Raw genomic sequence first — 4,923 nt, 5'->3', positions numbered from 1 at the left:
CAGCTCCACCGGCGGCAACCGTCCGCAAGGTCAAGGCAGTGCACCACGTACTGGTGACCGTCCGCAAGGCTCAAGCGCTCCGCGTACAGACAGCCGTCCGCAAGGTCAAGGCGGCGGCGGAGACTTCTCCCGTGGCGGCGACAGAGGTCCGAAGAAGAACACTACAGGCGGCAGACCGAACAACAATAGCGGTCAAAAACGCTTTGATGACGGCAAGGGCGGCAATTTCCGCGGCCGTGGCGGCAAGAACAACCGCGGCGGCAGAAACCAGCCAATGGTGCACCGTGAGAAGATCGACAACACACCGAAGAAGATCATTGTCCGCGGCAGTATGACTGTTGGCGAAACAGCCAAACTGCTCCATAAGGATGCTTCTGAAGTTATTAAGAAACTGATCCTGATGGGCGTTATGGCGACCATTAACCAGGAGCTGGACATTGATACTATCCTGCTGCTATCCGGTGAATTCGGCGTAGAAGTAGAAGTGAAGATTCCTGTGGATGAAGACAGCTTCGAAACTGTGGAAGAGAATGACTCGGATGAGGAACTGATGACTCGTCCACCGGTTGTAACCATCATGGGTCACGTTGACCATGGTAAAACAACATTGCTCGATGCGATTCGTTCGACGAATGTAACCGGCGGCGAAGCCGGCGGGATCACTCAGCATATTGGTGCTTATCAAGTCGAAATCAACCATAAGAAAATTACGTTCCTGGATACACCAGGTCACGAAGCGTTTACCGCAATGCGTGCCCGTGGTGCCCAAGTTACAGATATGACGATTATCGTCGTAGCTGCCGATGACGGTGTTATGCCGCAGACGGTGGAAGCGATCAACCATGCGAAGGCTGCTGGACTTCCGATCATTGTTGCAGTTAACAAAATCGATAAGCCGGGTGCAGACCCTGACAAGGTTAAGCAAGAACTTACAAGCTATGAGCTGGTTCCGGAAGAGTGGGGCGGAGATACCATCTTCGTTAACCTGTCCGCCAAACAGCGCATCAACCTTGAAGAACTGCTGGAAATGATCCTGCTTGTTGCAGAAGTTAATGAGTACAAAGCGAACCCTGACAAGCGGGCACGCGGTACCGTAATCGAAGCCGAGCTTGATAAGAACCGTGGACCGGTTGCCCGTATTCTGGTGCAGAACGGTACCCTGAAAGTCGGAGATGCTTTTGTTGCAGGTAACTGCTTCGGACGCGTACGCGCCATGGTCAATGACAAGGGACGCAAAATCAAGGAAGCCGGACCTTCCACACCAGTGGAAATTACCGGTTTGACCGAAGTGCCGCAGGCGGGCGATCCGTTCATGGCGTTCGAAGATGAGCGTAAAGCCCGTGCAATTGCTGACAGACGTTCGACGTCGCAGCGTCAATCCGAGCTGAATACAAATACCCGTGTAACATTGGACGACTTGTTCAAGCACATCAAAGACGGCGAGATCAAAGATCTGAACGTTATCATCAAAGGTGACGTGCAGGGTTCGGTCGAAGCGCTTAAAGGCTCTTTGGCCAAGATCGAAGTCGAAGGCGTACGCGTGAAGATTATTCACAGCGGTGCCGGTGCGATTACGGAATCCGATATTACACTCGCGGCAGCATCAAATGCGATCGTAATCGGCTTTAACGTTCGTCCGGACGCCCAGACTAAAGCCGCTGCAGAACAAGAAAAAGTAGATGTGCGTCTGCACAACATCATTTATAACGTCATTGAAGAGATTGAAAGTGCCATGAAGGGCATGCTAGATCCAATCTTCAAAGAAAACGTTATTGGGCATGCCGAAGTGCGTAACGTCTTCAAAATCAGCAAAGTGGGTAGCGTTGCAGGCTGTATGGTTACAGACGGCAAAATCACCCGCAATGCCGAAATGCGCCTGATCCGCGGCGGAATCGTAGTGTTCGAAGGTAAGATCGACACCTTGAAGCGCTTTAAGGACGATGCCAAAGAAGTGGCGCAGGGTTATGAATGCGGCATAACTTTGGAACGCTATAATGACGTCCTAGAGGGCGACATCATCGAAGCGTTCATCATGGAAAAGGTTGAGCGCTAAGCAAAGAGGTGAATACAGATGTCTAAAATCAGAGCCGGACGGGTTGGCGAGCAGATTAAGAAAGAGCTGAGCCAGCTTATCCAAAGCGGACTGAAAGACCCGCGCATTGGTTTCGTTACCGTAACCGGGGTAGACGTGACGAACGATCTATCTCAGGCCAAAGTATACCTGAGCGTGTTCGGGGATGCGGAGCAGCAGTCAGGCTCACTCAAAGCGATTGAGAAAGCTAACGGCTTTCTCCGCTCTGAGCTTGGCAAGGCAATCCGCCTGCGTCATACGCCTGAGCTGATCTTCAAAATTGATGAATCCGTTGCATACGGAAGTCATATTGAGAAGCTGCTCGGCGAGATCAAGCACGAAGAAAGCTAGGAAACATAAAGGAGACGGCGAATGCAGAGCTATGAACAAAGTCTCCAGCAGACCCGTAAGTTTCTGCTGGAACACGACGATTATCTTGTAGTGTCGCATGTTCAGCCGGACGGAGATGCAGTCAGCTCCACCCTCGCGGTGGGCTGGCTTCTCTCATGTCTGGGCAAAAAATATACTATGCTGAATGAAGGTCCGATTCCGCAGCGGATGGAATACTTATGGCATGCCGGTGAAATTGTCAATTTGGCAGAAGGTGAGCTTCAGCGCCAATACAGCAATGTGATTTGCGTCGATTGTGCTGATTTTCAGCGTGTGGGGCTGACCCAGCGCTATTTTGCCAGTGATGCGCTCATCGTGAATATTGACCATCATCCTACCAATAACGGTTTTGGTTTCGTGACGCTCATTAAGCCGGATGCTGCTGCGACTGCGGAAATTTTGTTCGACCTGCTGAAGACGTTTCAGGTGGAATGGAACCTCGATATTGCCACGGCGCTATATACGGGACTGCTGACAGATACCGGCGGATTCCGATATACCAATACCTCACCTAAAGTGATGGCGGCGGTTTCTGAACTGCTGGCTATGGGCGTAAACGGTCCGGAACTGGCGGAGAACCTGCTGGAGGAAATGACGCTGCCTCAGGTGAAAGTGCTGAACCGTGCATTGAATACATTACAGCTGTCGCCCGAAGGTGATATTGCCTGGGTGCATGTAACGCCGCAGGATATGCTTGACTGTGGTGCAGCCAATGAGGATTTGGAAGGCATCGTGAATTATCCCCGTAATATCCGCGGGGTTGAGGTTGGTATTCTGTTCAAAGTGATCAATGAGCATGCTGTGAAAGTAAGCTTACGCTCAGCCGGCAAAGTTGATGTTGCGGCGCTTGCGCAAGTATTCGGTGGCGGGGGTCATACCCGTGCTGCTGGTGCCCGTCTTGACGCAACACTGGAACAGGCTATTCCGCTGGTGCTTGAGGAGGTCAGACGTCATTTATGAGTGAACTCACAGGTGTTTTGGCGGTCTATAAGCCTGCAGGATACACTTCACATGACGTTGTAGCCAAGGCCCGGAGGATTCTCGGAATGAAACGGATTGGTCATACAGGTACACTTGATCCTCAAGTGACCGGAGTGCTTCCTCTTTGCCTCGGACGGGCTACCCGGGTGGTGGAATATATCCAGGAGCTGCCCAAGGAATATGTTGCGACCCTCAGACTTGGCTTATCCAGTGATACAGAAGATATGACCGGTACGATTACGGAGACGGTGGATGAAGTTCATGTTACCGAAGCTGAAGTACTTGAGGTGCTTAACTCGTTCAAAGGAGTGATCTCCCAGGTTCCTCCGATGTATTCGGCGGTCAAGGTTGACGGTAAGCGTCTTTATGAGCTGGCCAGAGAAGGCAAAACTGTCGAACGAAAAAGCCGCGAAGTGGAGATCTATGAAATTGAAATGACGGATATGGTCTGGAACGGCAATTATCCTGATATTACTTTCCGTGTATTGTGTTCGAAGGGCACCTATATCCGTACACTATGTGTGGATATTGGCCGTGCGCTTGGACTTCCCGGTGTAATGGTCGAGCTTACGCGTACGATGTCTGCCGGGATTTCTGCCAGCCATTGTCTGACACTCGAGCAGATAGCCGAACATAAGGAAGCTGGCACACTTGAGCAGCATATGATTGCGGCAGACGAGGCCATTTCCCATTTGCCGCGGCACTCCGTGATCGACGAGAAGAAGAAGGCTGCCATGCAGGGACAACGTCTTTCGATCCGGTATGTGGCACCCGAAGTGAAGCAGAGCGGGGACTTCCGGCTCTATGATCTTCAGGGAGAATTCCTGGGTATTTACAAGCTGGAAGATACGGGTGCGATTGCACCTGTTAAAGTCTTCGCGCAAGGTTAATTTATTTATTTCATTTGTGAATTGTAGGTGAGAAACAGCGTGAGAACCGTAACCTTAAGCTATCCAATGCCGCCGGAGACAGCAGCCGAATGGGCACAGCCGCAAGTAGCTGCACTGGGCCAGTTTGACGGACTGCACCGCGGACATGCCAGCGTCATTACATCCGCTGTAGCTCTGGCCCGGAGACAAGGTGTACCGGCTGCAGTGATGACCTTTCATCCTCATCCCAAGGATGTTATGGGTAAAGGCGACTATGATGGATATTTGACCCCGCCGAAGGATAAGCAGGAGCTTCTGTCCGGTATGGGTGTCGATATTTTGTATATAATTGATTTTAATGAGCAGCTTTCCCGGGTCAGCCCGCAGGATTTTGTCTCCATTATGCTGCTGCCGCTGCAGATTATAACTGCAGTAGTCGGGTTTGATTTCCGCTTCGGTTACCTGGGTGAAGGCGATGCGGACATGCTCCATGAGCTGGGGCTTGGGGCAATGAGTGTGGAGACGGTTCCTCCGTTCCTGCTTGATGAGGAGAAGGTAAGCAGCTCCGGAATCCGTAAGAGCTTACAAAGCGGTGATCTGGCCCTTGCGAAT

The 4,923-nt window shown here is 51.5% G+C and carries 4 protein-coding genes and 1 pseudogene; all 5 read left to right on the top strand.

Going from position 1 to position 4,923, the window contains the following annotated elements; translation table 11 throughout:
- A partial coding sequence (infB, locus tag AQR02_RS14225; protein WP_054941044.1) for a translation initiation factor IF-2 occupies nt 1-2,053 on the top strand: 2,053 nt, incomplete at its 5' end.
- Between the two features lie 18 nt (nt 2,054-2,071).
- Nucleotides 2,072-2,422, top strand: coding sequence for a 30S ribosome-binding factor RbfA (rbfA, locus tag AQR02_RS14220; RefSeq protein ID WP_054941043.1), 351 nt, complete (start codon nt 2,072-2,074; stop codon nt 2,420-2,422).
- A 21-nt stretch (nt 2,423-2,443) separates the two neighbouring features.
- Nucleotides 2,444-3,421, top strand: coding sequence for a DHH family phosphoesterase (locus AQR02_RS14215; protein WP_054941042.1), 978 nt, complete (start codon nt 2,444-2,446; stop codon nt 3,419-3,421).
- Nucleotides 3,418-4,332 (top strand): tRNA pseudouridine(55) synthase TruB, encoded by a 915-nt coding sequence (gene truB, locus AQR02_RS14210; RefSeq protein WP_054941041.1) that lies wholly within the window; start codon nt 3,418-3,420, stop codon nt 4,330-4,332. Before AQR02_RS14215 ends, truB begins: the two co-directional genes overlap by 4 nt.
- A 39-nt stretch (nt 4,333-4,371) precedes the next feature.
- Nucleotides 4,372-4,923, top strand: a pseudogene (locus AQR02_RS14205) (bifunctional riboflavin kinase/FAD synthetase); the annotation flags it as partial.

It is taken from the genome of Paenibacillus ihuae, from assembly GCF_001368795.1.
Classification (GTDB): domain Bacteria; phylum Bacillota; class Bacilli; order Paenibacillales; family Paenibacillaceae; genus Paenibacillus_AQ; species Paenibacillus_AQ ihuae.
Note: the sequence above shows the minus strand (reverse complement) of the source record. Positions and strands in the feature narration are given on the sequence as shown.